Raw genomic sequence first — 16,122 nt, 5'->3', positions numbered from 1 at the left:
TCTCACCTGAAGGAACAAAGAGGCTCCGATGAGCGTCACCGCACCCTTCCGCCCGCCCCCCGAACCGGCGGTACGCGGCCGCGCTCGCTCGCGCGCCCGGCAGGCCCTGCTCGGTTGGTTCTACGCGACGCCGACCGCGGTCTTCGTCGTGCTGCTGTTCGCTGTGCCGCTGTTGCTGGTCATCAAGATGTCGGTGTCGAGGTGGCCGCTGCTGACCGGCGACCAGGGCATCAACGCGCCGGACAACTTCGTGAAGGCGATCAACCACCGCTTCTTCACCGACTCGGTGGTGTTCACCGTCAAGTACACAGTGCTTGCGACCGTGCTGCTGCTCGCACTCGGCCTGGGACTGGCCCTACTCGTACAGGAGTCGAGCCGGTGGAACAACCTGCTCCGAGCCTCGCTCCTGATTCCCAGCGCACTGGGGCTGGCGTCGGCGTCCCTGCTGTTCTACGTCCTCTACTCGCCGTACGCGAGCCCGCTGGCGCCGCTGATGGACCATCTGGGTTTTACGTTCCTCGGCTCACCGAACTCGGCGCTGCTGTCGACCACCTTCCTCATCGTCTGGCGCTACGCCGGCTTCTACATGGTGCTCATGCTCGTCGGCCTGCAGGGCATACCGGCCGACGTGTTCGAGGCCGCCCGCTCGGACGGCGCCAGTCGCTGGCAGACCTTCCGAATGGTCACTCTGCCGTTGCTGCGCCCGACGCTGGCGCTGACCACCGTGCTCTGTGTCACCGGCTCGCTGCTCGCCTTCGAGCAGTTCTACATCCTGACGAAGGGTGGCCCGGACAACAGCACGATCACCGTTGTCCAACTCATCTACATGGTGGCCTTTCAGGGGCAGAACGACCTCGGCGTGGCGGCGGCTCTGTCCGTCATCGTGCTGCTGGCCCTGATTCTCGTTAACGCGCTGCAACTGCGCGTCTTCCGGTCCGAGGAGAACTGAGCCGATGGCCGTCCTTTCCCGATCCAGCTCCACATCGGCCGGAGCGCCGTCATCGCCCGGCCGGAGACCGACCGGTCGGTCCAGATCAGCTGGCGTCACCGTCGCCGGCATCGCGCTCCGAACGCCGTACTGGGTCTTTACCGGCGCGCTCGCGTTGATCTTCCTGGCTCCGCTGGCCTGGACGGCGGTGGCATCAGTCGCCCCGCACGCGGGCACCAACCAGGTGAACGGCTGGGGGTTCGGCAACTACGAGACGCTGGCCAACTATCAGGCCGGCATCTGGCGTTATCTCGGCAACTCGGCGATCGTCTCACTACTCACGGTCGTCCTGACGCTGGTGACCTCGTTGCTCGGCGGGTACGCGTTCGCCCGGTTCCGGTTCCCGGGGCGCAACATCCTGTTCCTGCTCACACTCGCAATTCTCATGGTCCCGTACGCGACGCTGCTGATCCCGCTCTACGTGCTGCTCAACCAGGTGGGGTTGCAGAACTCCCTGGTCGGGGTGGCCCTGGTGCTCACCATGTTCCAGCTGCCGTTCTCCACGTTCCTGATGCGCATCTCCTTCGAAGCGGTGCCACGTCAACTCGACGAGGCCGCGATGGTGGACGGCTGTTCGCCGTTCGGCGCGTTGTGGCGCGTACTGCTGCCGGCGGTGAAGCCGGGACTCATCACCGTCGGGCTGTTCGCCTTCCTCACCGCCTGGAACGATTTCATGGCGCCGCTGATCCTCATCAACGACACCGAGCGCATGACGCTCCCGCTTGCGGTGTCGAATCTGCGCGGCCAGGTCCAGGGTGTCGTCGACTACGGAGCGACCGAGGCGGGCGTCGTCGTCCTCGCCCTGCCGTGCGTCGTCCTGTTCCTGCTACTCCAACGACACTATGTGCGGGGCTTCATGTCCGGCGCGCTGAAGGGATGAGAATGAGCGGCATCGCACCTACCGCCGCCCCTGTCCTGCCGATCCGCGGCCGGTTCCGCCCGCTCGGGTTGCCCGAGGTGCGCGTCACGGGTGGATTCTGGGCTGAGCGCCAATCGATCAACGCCGTTGCGACCCTGCCGCACATCGAGCACTGGCTTGAGCGGGCAGGCTGGCTCCGTAACTTCGACCTCGCCGTCCACGGCGACCTCTCCCGCGACCGCCGCGGACGCGAGTTCTCCGACTCGGAGGTCTACAAGTTTCTGGAGGCCGCGGCGTGGGAGATCGGCCGCAGCGGCGACGCGGACCTCGAGTCGAGGTTTCGCGCCGTGGTGCGACGGGTGGCCGCGGCACAGCAGTCCGACGGCTACCTCAATACCAGGTTCGGCGGGCCGGGGCAGGCGCCGCGCTGGTCCGACCTGGAATGGGGCCATGAGCTCTACTGCGTTGGCCATCTCCTGCAGGCCGCTGTCGCCCGCGCCCGGACCCGGCCAGGCGCTGACGACGGGCTGCTCGACGTCGCCCGCCGCGCGGCCGACAACGTGTGTGAGACGTTCGGACCGGACGGCCTGGACGGCCTCTGCGGGCACCCGGAAATCGAACCGGCGCTGGTCGAGTTTGCGCGGGTCACCGGTGACGACCGCTACCTGACTCAAGCTGCTCTCTTCGTTGACCGGCGGGGCCATGGCCGGCTCAGCGATGTGGAGTTCGGCCGGGAGTACTTCCAGGACGAGCTTCCCGTCCGGCAGGCGACGGTACTGCGGGGACACGCGGTTCGGGCAAACTACCTAGCCGCCGGGGCTGTCGACGTTGCGGTGGAGCTGAAGGAGACCAGCCTGCTGGATGCGATCCGCAACCAGTGGAGGAACACCGTTGCCCGGCGCACCTACCTCACCGGGGGGCAGGGTTCCCGCCACCAGGACGAGGCGTTCGGCGGGGACTGGGTGCTGCCGCCCGATCGCGCCTACTCTGAGACCTGCTCCGGCGTCGGCTCGGTCATGCTCGCGTGGCGGCTGCTGCTCGCCGACGGCGATCCGGAGTACGCCGACCTCATCGAGCGGACCCTGTTCAACGTGGTCGCCACCTCCCCATCGGCTGACGGGCGCAGCTTCTTCTACACCAACACCCTGCACCGCCGCGAACTCGGCATCCAACCGGACGCAGACCGGCCGAGCCTGCGCGCGGCGGCATCGCTGCGGGCGCCCTGGTTCGAGGTTTCCTGCTGCCCGACCAACGTCGCCCGCACCATGGCCAGCTTGACCGCGTACGTGGCCACCGCCGACGACGACGGACTGCAGCTACACCAGTACCTGCCCGGCACCGTCGCGCACCGCCTCGCCGACGGACGTGAGTTGTGCGTGACCATCACCACCGATTACCCGCACGACGGGCGGATCCGGGTGCGAATCGACAGCGATGACGACCGCCCGTGGTCACTGTCGATGCGGGTGCCCGGCTGGGCGGCCCGGGGGGCGACGGTGACCCTCGTCGGCGACACCCGACCGGTCGGCCCGGGGGTCGTCACCGAGCGTCGGACCTGGCGACGCGGCGACGAGATGGTGCTGACCCTGCCAATGGCGCCTCGGTTCACTTACCCCGACGACCGGATCGACGCCATCCGCGGCTGTGTGGCCGTTGAGCGCGGCCCGCTCGTGTTCGCCTTGGAATCCGTGGACGTCCCGGGCGTCGAGACCGTCGACGAACTCCGCGTCGATACCCGCCGACCGCCCCGCCTGGTCGACGGCAGGGTCACCGTGACGTGCCGGCGGGTGCGGGCCGGCGACCACGGATGGCCCTACCGGGCTGACGAGGCCGGGTCAGCTCCCGTGCCCGGCGACGAGTTCGACGAGGTATCGCTGGTGGAGTACCACGCCTGGGCCAGTCGAGGGCCCTCGACGATGCGCGTCTGGCTCGCCACGGCCACCGAGTAGCGCGGGCACCCTGCGGTGTTAGCGCTAACTGCCGTCGACCGATCACTCCTACTCAAGGCTCCACCACCGGTGCCGCGTTCCAGAGACGCCGCATTCTCCGGAGCGGCACCGCCCATGAAGGAGGAAAAGATCATGACCCCTGGACGCGTACGGAGGGCACCCCTTTGGGTCGCCCTCGCCACGCTGGTGGTGGGCGGGGCGGTCGTACCGTCTCCGGCCCGTGCCGCCGGCCCGGTCGTGCCCGGCAACGAGGGCGACGTCGGCGTTTACACCAACGGGCAGAGCCATGCCATGGACATCGGCGACCCGGTGTACGGCAACGTGGGTGACGTTGCCAACCAGCTCAAACCCGGCGTGCCGTTCACCGCGGCGAGCATGCATCAGTCGATTTTCGACAAGGACCTCGCCGCCGGCGGTACGGACTACTACCTCGACCGCGTCCTGGGCGTGCCGGGAACACTCGGATCGACGGTGCTGATGACCCGGGGCCGCACCCTCTACCTGCGGGGTGCGAGCAACAACAACTTCACCGTTATGGGCTTCGCCGGCAGCGCGTACGTCGGTGGCCCCAACAACCTCGGCAGTCTGTACACCGTCACGGTCCCCGGCCAGACCGTCACGGAGGTCGGGGCGCAGCGGTTCAACGCGCCGAGTCACGCCAAGGGTCGGTACACGATCGGCTCCACCGGGGTCACCGCCGACCTGACCAGGTTCATCACCTACGACAACGTCGCGGTCACCGCCATCAACTTCAGCAACTCCGGCGACTCGGCGGCGAATCTCACCGTCCGCGCCGCCTCGCCGCTGGCCACCCAGGCCGGTACGGGCAACGCCACGCTCACCGGCACCCGCACCATCACCAGCGGCGCCAACAACGGGCTCGTCGACGCCCCCTGGGACTCCGTCCGGGTCGACCTCGCTGGGGCTGGCTTCACCCGTACCGGGACCAACCTGGACCGGGAGATCACCGTACCGGCGGGAGGCTCCCTGTCGCTGTCGGTCGTCGGCGCTGTCTCCTCGGCGACGCTGCCCGAGACCGTGCGGAGCTACCAGGAGTACGCCCAGATGCCGCCGGCCACGGCCGTGCGTACTGGCATCACCGAGTTCAACCGCCGCTGGGCGCAGGACGTCCCCTACATCGACGTGCCCGACCCGGCGTTGGAGAAGGCCATCGTCTACCGGTGGTGGGGCGAGCGGTATAACACCCTCGACGCCAACGCGTCCGGCCACGTCTATCAGTACCCGACGACGATCGAGGGGGTGAACCTCTACCAGAACTCCGTCGCGCTCACCCAGCCGATGCACCTGCAGGACACCAAGTGGCTGCGGACGCCGTACCTGCCGTACGGCCAGATCCTCAACATCGGCGAGTTGTCGGGCTCCTCGGCCTTCCTGGACAGCCCGGGGCACACGAGCTGGAACAACCACTACTCGCAGTACCTCGGCACCGCCGGACTCGAGGCGTACAACGTGCACGGTGGCGGCGCGGAGGTCGCCAAGAAGTTCGCCGGGTACTTCGAGGGCGACGGGGTCGGCCAGCTCGAACACTATGACGGCAACGACGACAAGTTGATCGCCTACGACACCAACTACATGCCGGGTAACGACTCCGACGCGATCACCTTCGGCTACCCGAAGAGCAACGCCGGCGCACCCGGCGCGCGAACCATCGAGCGCCCCGAGTCGGCGTACGTATGGGGCGCGCTCGACGCCGCCCGGCAGCTCTACCAGATCGCCGGCGCCGACCAGGCGAAGGTCGACCAGTTGGCGAACGGAGCCGACGATGTCCGGGCCGCGATCCTCGGTCGGCTGTGGAGCCCTGACATGCGGATGTTCCTGGCCGGCACATCGCACGGGGCCACCAGCGCGGCCAGTTCCAACGGCCGGGCCAACCCGCTGCCTGAGTCGGCGCGCACCCTGATCCCGGCCAAGGAGTCGAACCTCTACGACATCTACGCCGAGAACCTGGTCCCGGCCGACCAGTGGCAGAAGTACGTCGACGGCTTCCGCTTCCTGACCTACGGCGACAACTTCCCGATCTTCCCGTTCTACACCGCCAACCAGTACGACCGGTCTGCCTACGGGATCGGCGGTTCCAACAACTTCTCCAACATCAACTTCACTGTGCAGTACCGCGGTGTCCGCTCGGCGCTGCGGCACTACGACCCGGAGCAGAAGTACCTCACCCCGGCGTACGCCAAGCGGCTGCTGGACTGGATGGCCTGGAGCATCTACCCGAACGCGGACCTACGGGTTCCCAACCAGGCCGAGTACTACTCCAACTGGAACCCGACCGCCAAGACCTTCAACCGCAACAACCCGAACCACGTGATGCTCGGCAACATGAACTACATCTTCGTCGAGGACATGGCGGGCATCCAGCCGCGCTCCGACGACAAGATCGAGCTGTGGCCGATCAACTTCGGCTACGACCACTTCATGGTCAACAACCTGCGTTACCACGGGCAGGACGTCACCGTGGTCTGGGACCCCGACGGCAGCAAGTACGGCCTGGGCGCCGGCTACAGCCTGTTCATCAACGGGGTGAAGAAGGTCAGCACCGACAAGCTGGGCAAGCTCACCTACGACCCGAACACCAACCAGGTCCAGGCGGCGGCTGGAGTAACTGTCACCTCCACCGCAACCACCGGGGCCGACCTGCCGAGCGCCGTGGACACCCCGATCTCTGACGACCGCGTCGTGTCCTACCTCAAGACGGCAGGCATCGACCTCACCGAGGACGCGCCGAACCTGGCCCGGGGGGCCGACCTCAGCTCGTCGTACACCCAGCAGGGTGTGCGACCGACGCCGTGGCGGCAGTTCCACACGCCGGGCTGGAGCAGCACTTCGATGAACCACACCCCGGGTGCGATCGCCGAGACTGAGCGGCCGGTGTCGCTGAGCGCGGTGACCGATGGCGTCACCGCCAATGAGCCGTACTGGGGCAATTACGGCACCACCGACCGTGCCGGCTACGTCGAGTTGGACCTGAAGTCGACCAAGTCCTTCGACAACGTGAAGGCGTTCTTCGTCAGCGACCGGCAGGCCGGTGGCTACCGCGAGCCGGCCCGGTGGTGGGTCCAGGTGCCCGACGGCAACGGCGGCTGGAAGGAGGTGCCGGGCCAGTTCAAGAGTCCGACCGCCCCGTCGGCGAAGTTCAACGAAGCGCTGTTCGACACCGTCACCTCGAACAAGGTGCGCATCGCGTTCACCAACAGCCCGACCTTCTTCACCGCGATCTCCGAGATCCAGGTGTTCGACTCCGGGCGGGACGTGCCGGAGGTCGCCAACCAGGCGCCGGTCGCTACCGCCACCCGCGACGGCTCGGCGGACGGCAACCTGTCCACCCGGCTGGTCGGCACGGCGACCGACGACGGTGTCCCCTATGACAGCGACCTCACCTTTGGCTGGGAGACCGTCTCGGCCCCGCCGGGCGCGGGCGTCATCTTCGCCGACGCAAAGGCGCTGGCCACCCGGGTCACTGGCACCGTCGCCGGCGACTACGTGTTCCGGCTCTTCGCCGATGACGGCGAAAAGCGGTCGGTGGCCACCGTGGCAGTGACCCTCGCCAAGCGGGACGTCAGCGCCGAGCTCGGCTCCTCGGCGACGATCAGCACCAGCGGCACCGCGTCCTGGGAGAACCATTCCCGGGTCAACGAGGCCACCAACCCGAGCAGTTCGAACCCCGGCGCCGGGAACGGTTGGGGCAACTGGGGTCAGCCCCAGAACGGCACCAGCGTCGCGAACGCGGCCTGGATCCAGTACCGGTGGACGGCGCCGGTGCGGCTGTCGTCGACCGACATCTACTGGTACGACGACAACGGCGGCACCCGCCGCCCCACCGCCACCACGTACGCCGTCGAGAGTTCCACCGACGGCACCACCTGGACACCGGTCACACTGGCCAACGGGTCGACCTACGCCGACGCCCTGGCCACCGACACCTACAACCGCCTCGAATTCGCTCCGATCACTGCTAGCCATCTGCGGATCCGTGTCTGGGGGCTGATGGGCGTCGGCGAGGGCACCGGCGTGCTGCGCTGGCGTGCCAACGGCGAGACCGTCGACTCGGTGCGATCACCGGTGCTGATCCGTACCCGCGTCGGTCAGGTGCCGACCCTGCCGGGCGCACTCGATGCGGTCTACGCCAGTGGCACGCGGGGGACCGTCGCGTTCAACTGGCAGGCCATCACCCCGGCGCAGGTCGCGGAGGCCAACGTGGAGCCGTTCGTGGTCTACGGCGCCAACGACACGTACGGCCTGATCGCCGAGGCCCACGTCTACGTGCGGCCGGAAATGTCCGACGGTGGCATCTCCATCCAGGGCGCCGAGACGTTCGAACAGACCGTCGACGTGGGTGAGCAGCCGTACCTGCCGAACAAGGTGGCGGTCTCCTACAACGACGGATCCCGGGACAACCAGGCCATCGGTGTCGACTGGGACTTCGACGAGAGCATCGTCAACACCCCCGGCCGCCACACCATCATCGGCGACCTGATCCTGCCCCGGTACGTCAGCCAGGCCGGCGCCACCCGAACCACCCTCACCCTCACCGTGGGCGACCCCCCGGCGACCCCGACGTGGGAGGTCGAGGTGCAGGCGCGCACCCAGTGCACCGGCACCAACGGCTACGTCTCGGTCAACGCGCGGAACGTCGACGACGTGCCGCTCACCATCGAGCTGATCACGCCGTACGGGTCACGGACGGTGTCGAACGTCGCTCCTGGCAAGTCCGTGTTCCAGTCGTTCAACAGCCGGGCCAAGGCGGCGCCGGCCGGCACCGCGACGGTGAAGGTCACCGGCGTGGTCGACGGCAAGCCGGTGACCACGGAGACCCCTGCCCCGTTCGGGGCGATCACCTGCGGATAGTCCGTCCCGCGGTGGGGGGGGGGGGGGGGGGGGGGGGGGGGCCCCCCCCCCCCCCCCCCCCCCCCCGCTGCCGCCGTGAGGCCGAACGCTCACGGTCCATGTTAGAAGTGGAATGACTGCGCTACGTGTTCGTGGAATCACGATGGACGCGGGCTCTTGACTCACGGGAAACATCGGGCCAGGATCTGACAACGTTGTCACAGACCCACCATCTGACAACGTTGTCATGTCTGGAGGCAAGATGTCCGAGCCATCGCCCATATCGCGGCGTACCTTCCTCTCCGCCAGCGCGACGCTGCTCGCGTCGGTCGGGGTGACCGCGGCCCTGCCGGGCGCTGTCGCAGCCGCCGCCGAGAAGGCGCCGACTGCCACCCCGGCGGCCACCGACCTCGCCCGGTACCGCCCGGTGACGGTCTCCTCGACCGACTACGCGCCGACGCCGGGCACCTTCGCGGTGGACGGCCTGCCGCAGGTCGGAGTCCGGGGGAGTGGGTGGCGCGCCGCCAACGGCGATCCGCAGTGGATATCGGTGGACCTGCAGGCGCCGTGCCGGATCGAGGCCGTCTCCCTGGTCTTCGAGGCCACCCTCACCGACGGTCCGTTCGACGGCAACTACACCGACACCGACGGTGACGAGATCCTCTCCAGCGCCGCGACGGCGTACCGGATCGAGGTCTCCACCGACGGCCGCACCTGGCGGTCGGTGTACGAGACCAGCGAGGGCCAGGGCGGCGTGCAGGCCATCAAGCTGCCGGAGCCGGTCACCGCCCGCTGGATCCGGATGACGGCCACGAAGCGCTCGAACAGCAACCCGGTGGGTCTCAACGGCTTCCAGGTCTATGGCGTACCCCTGGCCGGACGGCCGAAGGCCGAGGGCTGGACCAGCTGGGAGGGCGGCAACACCGACAAGGCACCCGACCTCACGGTCGCCGCGGACGGCACGGTGCCGCTGGAGTCGGGCTGGTCGTTGACGATGGACGACTTCGCCGGCACCGCCGACGGCGCCGAACTCTCCCGTGCCGGCGTCGACGTCCGTTCCTGGCTGCCGGCGACGGTCCCCGGCACCGTGCTGGGCACCCTGGTCGAGCAGGGCCACCTGCCCGACCCGGTGGCCGGCTTCAACAACATGCGTATCCCGGAGGCGCTGTCCCGGCACACCTGGTGGTACCGGCGCGCGCTGCGGCTGCCGCGGGACCTGGATACCTCGGCCGGCCGACGGATCTGGTTGGAGTTCGACGGGATCAACCACGAGGCCACCGCCTGGGTCAACGGCGTGCAGGTCGGCGACGTCAAGCACCCGTTCGCGCGGGCGGCCTTCGACATCACCGACGCGCTGGCCGGTCACCGTGGCGAGCACGTCCTCGCCGTCCGGGTCACGCCGATGCCGCACCCGGGCACCCCCGGTGACAAGGGCCCCGACGGTCGTACCTTCCTCCAGTCCGCCCACCACTACCTCGACGCGCCCACCTACCTGGCGGTGTCCGGGTGGGACTGGATGCCCGCCGTCCGCGACCGGGTCACCGGTCTCTGGGACCACGTGCGCCTGCGCAGCACCGGCGCCGTGGTCATCGGCGACCCGCACGTGCAGACCACCCTGCCCGACCTGCCCGGCACCGACACCGCCGAGGTCACCATCCGGGTTCCGGTCCGCAACGCGGCGGCCAGCGCCACCACGGTCACCGTCCGCGCGGAGTTCGATAAGGTACGCGTCGAGTCCACCGTGACCGTCCCCGCCGGCGGGAGCAGCACCGTCACCTTCACGCCGGATCGCTTCCCCGCGTTGCGCCTGCGCAACCCGCGGCTGTGGTGGCCCAACGGCTACGGCGACCCCCACCTGTACGACCTCACGCTCACCGCCACCGTCAAGCGCTCGGTCAGCGACCGGCGTGCGCTGCGCTTCGGGGTCCGCGAGTTCGGCTACGACTGGCACCAGCCGATCGTCATCTCGCCGCCCGGCAAGCCCGCGCTGGAGTTCGTCGACGGCGCCGCGACCCAGACGGTCACGTTCGCCCGGCAGCACGCCCGACACCTGCGCATCCAGGCCGGACAGCGCGCCACCGGGTGGGGCATCTCGATGTTCTCGCTGTCGGTGGCCGACGGCACCGGCCCGGATCTCGCCCTGCACCGCGACGCCACGGCGTCGTCGTCGGAGAACGACGCCAACGTTCCCGCCAGGGCCGTCGACGGCGACGCGGCGACCCGCTGGGCCTCGCAGGCCGAGGACAACCAATGGATCCAGGTCGACCTCGGCGCGGCGGTCGACTTCGACCGGGTCACCATCGTGTGGGAGCAGGCGTACGCGCTGGACTATCGCGTCCAGGTCTCCGCCGATGGGGACGCGTGGACCGATGTGACGTCGGTCAGCAACGACACCCCGCTGGGCAGCCGCGCCGAGCAGGTCGAGACGTTCGCCAGCCAGACGGCCCAGTACCTGCGCATCCAGGCCGGCGCGCGGGCGACCTCGTGGGGGGTGTCCATGTGGGCGCTCTCGGTGCAGCGGCAGGCCGAGCCGGGCGTCGACCTGGCCCGGGGCAGGACGGCCACCGCGTCATCGTGGGACGGCGACTCCAACGGCCCCGACCGGGCCGTCGACGGCAACCCCCGGACCCGGTGGTCCTCGAAGTTCGAGGACAACCAGTGGATCCAGGTCGACCTCGGCGCCCCGGTCAGCTTCGACCAGGTCACCATCGTCTGGGAGCAGGCGTACGCCCGCGATTTCGTCATCCAGGTGTCCACCGACGGGCAGTCGTGGATCGACGTGAAGTCGGTCAGCAACAAGATCACCGAGCTGAAGGTCAGTGTGAACGGCGTGCCGGTGTTCGCCCGGGGCGGCAACTGGGGCTGGGACGAGCTGCTGCGCCGGGTGCTGCCCGACCGGCTGGCCGACACGGTCGAGATGCACCGCGACATGAACTTCACGATGATCCGCAACTGGCTGGGCAGCAGCAACCGCGAGGAGCTGTACCGGGCCTGCGACGAGCAGGGCATCCTGGTCTGGAACGACTTCTGGCAGGCGGGCGCGTTCCTGCCCAACCCGCCCGGCTACGTCGACATCGCCGCCGACACCATCCGCCGTTTCCGCCACCACCCGAGCATCGTGGTCTGGTGCGGCGCGAACGAGGGCGACCCGCCGCCGATCGTCGACGCCGGGCTCAAGCAGGCCGTCGCCAGCGAACACCCGGAGATCCTCTACATCCCCAACTCCGCCAGCGGCATCGTGAGCGGGCGGGGGCCGTACGGCTGGGTCGACCCGGCGACCTACACCGACGCGACGATCTACGAGGCGGACTCGTTCGGCTTCCACACCGAGATCGGCATGCCGGTGGTGTCGGTGACCGAGAGCATGCGCAACCTCGTCGGCGACGCGCCGGAGTGGCCGATCGGTGAGGTGTGGAACTACCACGACTGGTCGACCATCGGTAACCAGCGTGTCGGCACGTACCAGGCGGCGATCGACGCGCGGCTCGGTGAGTCCGACTCGCTCGACGAGTTCGCCACCCGGGCGCAGTTCGTCAACTACGAGAGCCACCGCGCCATGTTCGAGGCGTGGAATGCCAACCTGTGGCAGGACGCCACCGGCCTGCTGCTGTGGATGTCGCACCCGGCGTGGCACAGCACCGTCTGGCAGACCTACGACTACGACCTCGACGTGAACGGCGCCTACTACGGCGCCCGCAAGGGGTGCGAGCCGGTGCACGTGCAGGCCGACCCGGGCAGCTGGCAGGTCCGGGTGGTCAACCACACCGCCGCGCCGCTCAGCGGTCTCACGGTCAGCGCCCGACAGTACGACCTGAGTGGCCGGTCGTTGGGTTCGCCGCAGCGTCAGCGGGTGGACGTGGCCCGCTCGGCCACGACGGCGGTCTTCCCGCTCGCCGCGCCGGACGGCGGTGGGTTGCACCTGGTGCGACTGGAGCTGCGGGACAGCCGTGACCGGTTGCTCGCGGAGAACACCTACTGGCGCTACGACAAGGCCGAGCAGATGCGGGCGCTCAACGACGTGCCGAGCACCCGCCTGTCCACGTCGTCGAGCACCGTACGCGTCGTGGACGGGCGGAACACCGTCACCACGACGGTCCGCAACCAGGGCCGTACGGTCGCCGCGCTGGTCCGGCTCGCCGTGCGCGACAAGCGCGGCAACCGGGTTCTACCGGCCCGCTTCGACGACAACTACTTCTGGTTGCTGCCGGGCGAGGCCCGGGAGGTACGGATCTCCTGGCCCGCGCGCAAGGGCCTCGCCCGCCAGGTCACCGTGACCGCGCAGGCGTACAACTCCTAGGAGGACGCGGTGGGAGGGCGGCGCTGTGCCGGCCGCCTCCCACCGCGACCGGCCGGCTTCGGCCCGAGCGGGCGGGGCGCTCACTTCTTCTTTCTGACCGCCTCGCGCCAGAGCAGACCCGCGATGCTCGGCCGGACCTCGGTGGTGATCACCGCCATCGCCCGCCGGACGTACCGGTCGTCGGTCAGCTGCGCCACCATGCTCGCCGCCAGGTCGGCACGTGCGGTGAACAGGCCGTCCGCGACGTCCTGTGCCACCTGGTAGCCGGTGACGGTCGGGTGGTCGAACAGCCCGGACGGCCGGGTGATGGTCCAGTCCAGGTCGCTGTCGCGGACGAGGGCTTCCATCCGCCGCATGTCCTCGTGCGCGGTGCGCCCCACCCTGCGGTTGAACAGCGGATCCAGCACGGTGTTGAAGAAGAACTCGCCGGTCGGTCGCCAACGGGGATCCAGGACGCTGGAACTGACGGTGATCAGGCGCTTGACCCCGTGGCGGTGCATCGCGGCCACGATGTTCGCGTTGCCGCGCGAGTAGACGGTGATCGGCTTCGGAGTGAGCGGGACACCGAGGCTGGACAGGATGGCGTCGCCGCCGGCCACGGCCCGGTGGACGGCGTCCGGGTCCGTGACGTCGGCGCTGACCACGGTGAGACCGGGCCGGGGTGGTCCGGTGTGCGGGCGGCGGGCGACCGCGACGACCTCGTGGCCGGCGGACAGGGCCTGCTCGACGAGGTGACGGCCGGTGGGGCCGGTGGCGCCGAAGACGACAGTGCGCATGTGCTCGCTCCTCGCTGTGGGGTTGACGGCGTTGACCGTGCCACCGGGGGAGGGCATTATTCAACCGTGTTGAATAAAACCCGGGGCCGACCCCGCGGCAACCCCGACACCAAGGCCCGCATCACCGAGGTCGCCCGCGAGCTGTTCCTGAAGCACGGTTATCCGGGCACCACGGTCCGGGCCGTCGCCGCCGCCGCCGGCGTCGACTCGGCCCTGATCAGCTACCACTTCGGCTCCAAGCAGGGCCTCTTCAGCCAGTCACTCAACCTGCTCTGCGTCGATCCCACCGCGCTCGACCAGGCCCTGCGCGGTAGCCGGGACGGCCTGGCCGCCCGTCTGCTCGACTCCGTCACCGGTCTGTGGGACGCCGCCGGGCCGGCGCAGAGCCGGATGGCGGTGCAGGATGACGACACGATGCGCGCCCTGCGTGACTACCTCGACGGTGAGCTGCGCCTCCGCATCGCTGAATTTCTCGGCGGGCCCGACGCGACGCGTCGCGCCACCGCCGCGGTCGGCGTGCTGGGCGGGCTGATCTTCACGCGCTACCTGAACCCGATCCACTCGGTCGGTGCGCTGTCCCCAGTCGACGTCCGGCGGGTCTTCGGGCCGGCGCTGCACGCGGCGCTGTACGACCGTGCCCGGGCGTGAGCACCGATTCATGGAGGTCTTGCGGCGGTCATCGTATACAACATACGCTCCCCGAATCGCCCACTTGAGGAGCTCTCCATGACGAACCTCTCCGTCCGCGAAACGAGCCTGCCCCGCCGCCGTGTGCTCCGGGCCGCCGTGGCGGCGGCCGCTGTCGTCTGCACGGTTGTTGCCTGCTCACCGGTGTCGAACGACGAAGGCGGCGACCAGTCCGGCGACAACCAGTCGGCCGGCCAGGACTCCTTCGGTACGCCCGCAGACCCCGCCTCAGTGAAGCAGGGCGGCAAGTTGGTCATCGCCCTCTCCGCCGAGCCCGACGCGCTGGACCCGACGCTGTCGAGAAGCCTCTACTCCCGCTATGTCTTCCAGGCGATGTGCCAGAAGCTCTACGACGTCGACGAGCAGGCGCAGGTCGTACCGCAGCTCGCGACGGCCCTGCCCACCACGAGCGGTGACGGCCGGACGGTGACCATTCCGCTGCGTCCGGGCGTGCGCTTCGCGGACGGGACGGCGTTCGACTCCGCGGCGGTGAAGGCCACCCTGCAACGCCACCTCAGCAACGCCCGGTCCGCGCGCAAGAGTGAACTCGGGCCCATCGACGGCATCGACACCCCGGACGCGCAGACCGTCGTCCTGCGGTTGCAGCAGCCGTTCGCACCGTTGCTCGGCGCCCTCGCCGACCGGGCCGGCATGATCATGAGCGCGGAGGCGCTGCGGAGCCGGGGTGACGACTTCGCCTCGGCGCCGGTCTGCGTCGGCCCCTTCAAGTTCGCGAAGCGGGTGCCGCAGAACTCCATCGAGGTGGTGAAGGACCCGAACTACTACGAGGCCGACAAGGTCCACCTCGACGCCATCTCGTGGCGGATCCTCAGCGACGCGAGCATCCGCGCCGCCAACCTGCGCTCCGGCGACGCCCAGGTCGCCGACAGCATCTCCACGCAGGACGTCGCCTCGCTACGGCAGGACACCTCGGTCTCCGTCCTCCAGTCGCAGTCCCTGGGCTACCAGGGCCTGACCATCAACGTCGGCAACGTCGACGGGGTCCGCACCCCACCCAAGCCGATCAACCGCCCGCTCGCCCAGAACGCCAAGGTGCGGCAGGCATTCGAGCACGCCATCGACCGCAAGGCCCTGGTCGACGCGGTCTTCAACGGTCTGCACGCCGTCGCCTGCTCTCCGATCTCCCCCGCGAGCACGTTCTCGTCGCCCGAGGCACAGACCTGCCCGGCGCACGACCCGGCCAAGGCCAAGCAGTTGCTGGCCGAGGCGGGCGTGCAGACGCCGTACCCGGTGACGATGCTCGCCTCGAACACGCCCGACACGCTGCGCCTCGCCCAGGCGTTGCAGTCCATGGTCAAGGACGGCGGGTTCGACCTGAAGATCAACCCAGTGGAGTACTCGTCGCTCCTCGACGAACAGGACCGCGGCAACTTCGAGCTGCTGCAACTGGGCTGGAGCGGACGGATCGACCCGGACGCCAACATCACGAACTTCGTCGGCACCGGCGCCAGCCAGAACGTCGCCGGCTACAGCAACCCGCAGCTCGACACCCTGCTGACCCAGGCCCGCCAGGCCGGCGACATCGACGAGCGCAAAAAGCTGTACGGGGAGGCGGTCACCCTGCTCCAGCAGGACGACGCGCTGATCTACCTCTACCGGCAGCGCAACCTGACCGCCGTCAGCAAGCAGATCCAGGGCCTGCAGGTCTTCCCGGACGGCGTGATCCGGGCGGCCTTCGCCGGTTACACCAAGTAGGT

At 69.2% G+C, this 16,122-nt stretch carries 8 protein-coding genes; 7 read left to right on the top strand and 1 reads right to left on the bottom strand.

What is annotated here, in order from left to right; translation table 11 throughout:
* The first annotated feature begins 28 nt into the window (after window positions 1-28).
* The 5 genes from ACIBF8_RS11210 to ACIBF8_RS11190 all read left to right on the top strand — a co-directional run bounded on the left by ACIBF8_RS11210 (window position 29) and on the right by ACIBF8_RS11190 (window position 12,941).
* Window positions 29-949, top strand: a complete 921-nt coding sequence (locus tag ACIBF8_RS11210) for a carbohydrate ABC transporter permease (protein ID WP_396782406.1) — start codon at window positions 29-31, stop codon at window positions 947-949.
* A gap of 4 nt (window positions 950-953) precedes the next feature.
* Entirely contained in the window at window positions 954-1,868 is a 915-nt protein-coding gene (locus ACIBF8_RS11205) for a carbohydrate ABC transporter permease (protein ID WP_396782405.1), read from the top strand.
* A gap of 2 nt (window positions 1,869-1,870) precedes the next feature.
* Window positions 1,871-3,796: a glycoside hydrolase family 127 protein gene (locus tag ACIBF8_RS11200; RefSeq protein ID WP_396782404.1), complete on the top strand. Its 1,926-nt coding sequence runs from the start codon at window positions 1,871-1,873 to the stop codon at window positions 3,794-3,796.
* Between the two features lie 132 nt (window positions 3,797-3,928).
* Entirely contained in the window at window positions 3,929-8,665 is a 4,737-nt protein-coding gene (locus tag ACIBF8_RS11195; RefSeq protein ID WP_396782403.1) for a discoidin domain-containing protein, read from the top strand.
* Window positions 8,666-8,906: 241 nt separating this feature from the next.
* A complete protein-coding gene (locus tag ACIBF8_RS11190; RefSeq protein ID WP_396782401.1) occupies window positions 8,907-12,941 on the top strand; it encodes a discoidin domain-containing protein in 4,035 nt (1,344 codons plus the stop codon).
* A gap of 80 nt (window positions 12,942-13,021) precedes the next feature.
* Here ACIBF8_RS11190 and ACIBF8_RS11185 read toward each other — a convergent pair whose 3' ends face one another.
* Window positions 13,022-13,717: an NAD(P)-dependent oxidoreductase gene (locus tag ACIBF8_RS11185; RefSeq protein ID WP_396782399.1), complete on the bottom strand. Its 696-nt coding sequence runs from the start codon at window positions 13,715-13,717 to the stop codon at window positions 13,022-13,024.
* Window positions 13,718-13,783: 66 nt separating this feature from the next.
* Between ACIBF8_RS11185 and ACIBF8_RS11180 the strand changes: the two genes are divergently transcribed.
* Both ACIBF8_RS11180 and ACIBF8_RS11175 read left to right on the top strand, forming a co-directional pair.
* Window positions 13,784-14,365 (top strand): TetR family transcriptional regulator, encoded by a 582-nt coding sequence (locus tag ACIBF8_RS11180; RefSeq protein ID WP_396782397.1) that lies wholly within the window; start codon window positions 13,784-13,786, stop codon window positions 14,363-14,365.
* Window positions 14,366-14,443: 78 nt separating this feature from the next.
* Window positions 14,444-16,120, top strand: coding sequence for an ABC transporter substrate-binding protein (locus tag ACIBF8_RS11175; RefSeq protein WP_396782395.1), 1,677 nt, complete (start codon window positions 14,444-14,446; stop codon window positions 16,118-16,120).
* Window positions 16,121-16,122: the final 2 nt, after the last annotated feature.

Origin of the sequence: Micromonospora sp. NPDC050276 (genome assembly GCF_044459545.1) — a bacterium.
Classification (GTDB): Bacteria; Actinomycetota; Actinomycetes; order Mycobacteriales; family Micromonosporaceae; genus Micromonospora.
Note: the sequence above shows the minus strand (reverse complement) of the source record. Positions and strands in the feature narration are given on the sequence as shown.

Bases quoted from the DNA above. Each gene is read 5' to 3' on its own strand.
- ACIBF8_RS11210 (WP_396782406.1), top strand. From the start codon at position 29: ATGAGCGTCACCGCACCCTTCCGCCCGCCCCCCGAACCGGCGGTACGC.
- ACIBF8_RS11205 (WP_396782405.1), top strand. From the start codon at position 954: ATGGCCGTCCTTTCCCGATCCAGCTCCACATCGGCCGGAGCGCCGTCA.
- ACIBF8_RS11200 (WP_396782404.1), top strand. From the start codon at position 1,871: ATGAGCGGCATCGCACCTACCGCCGCCCCTGTCCTGCCGATCCGCGGC.
- ACIBF8_RS11195 (WP_396782403.1), top strand. From the start codon at position 3,929: ATGACCCCTGGACGCGTACGGAGGGCACCCCTTTGGGTCGCCCTCGCC.
- ACIBF8_RS11190 (WP_396782401.1), top strand. From the start codon at position 8,907: ATGTCCGAGCCATCGCCCATATCGCGGCGTACCTTCCTCTCCGCCAGC.
- ACIBF8_RS11185 (WP_396782399.1), bottom strand. From the start codon at position 13,717: ATGCGCACTGTCGTCTTCGGCGCCACCGGCCCCACCGGCCGTCACCTC.
- ACIBF8_RS11175 (WP_396782395.1), top strand. From the start codon at position 14,444: ATGACGAACCTCTCCGTCCGCGAAACGAGCCTGCCCCGCCGCCGTGTG.